This is a genomic window from Dyella sp. 05T440 (assembly GCF_056395965.1).
On record NZ_JBFTKN010000040.1, the window covers coordinates 1 to 436 of the forward strand.

The 436-nt window shown below is 62.4% G+C and carries 1 protein-coding gene; it reads right to left on the reverse strand.

The window, feature by feature from the left end; all coding sequences use genetic code 11:
* Nucleotides 1–436 (reverse strand): FAD-dependent monooxygenase (locus tag AC1DE1_RS20865; protein ID WP_477179351.1); only part of this gene is annotated, 436 nt, incomplete at both ends.

A 436-nucleotide genomic window follows, 5' to 3' on the forward strand; every position in this document is an offset into this window, starting at 1 on the left:
GCGATGAAGTCTGCTTCCAGCAGATGCGTGCTGCCCTCCGGCCCGGTAAAGCGCACGCTGGGGCACGTGGATTCCAGCGCATGCAAAGACACGCCGCTGACGTCGAAGCGGATGTCGCCACCTGCGGCCAAGCGCACGTCAACCAGATCCTTGATGACCTCGTGTTGCGCGTAGACCATCACGGCCCGGCCCTGGGTGAGTTCAACGAAATCAATGCGCCGGTCAACGCCGTTAAAGCGCAACACCGTGCCTTCGTGGCGAAAACCTTCGCGCCGCAGCCTGCCGCCCAGACCGGTTTCGGTCATCAGGTCGACGGTGCCTTGCTCCAGCACGCCGGCGCGAATGGTTGCGCAGATGTCTTCCCGGCTGCGCGTTTCCAGCACCACCGATTCGATACCCTGCAAATGCAATAGATGCGACAGCATCAAGCCAGCCG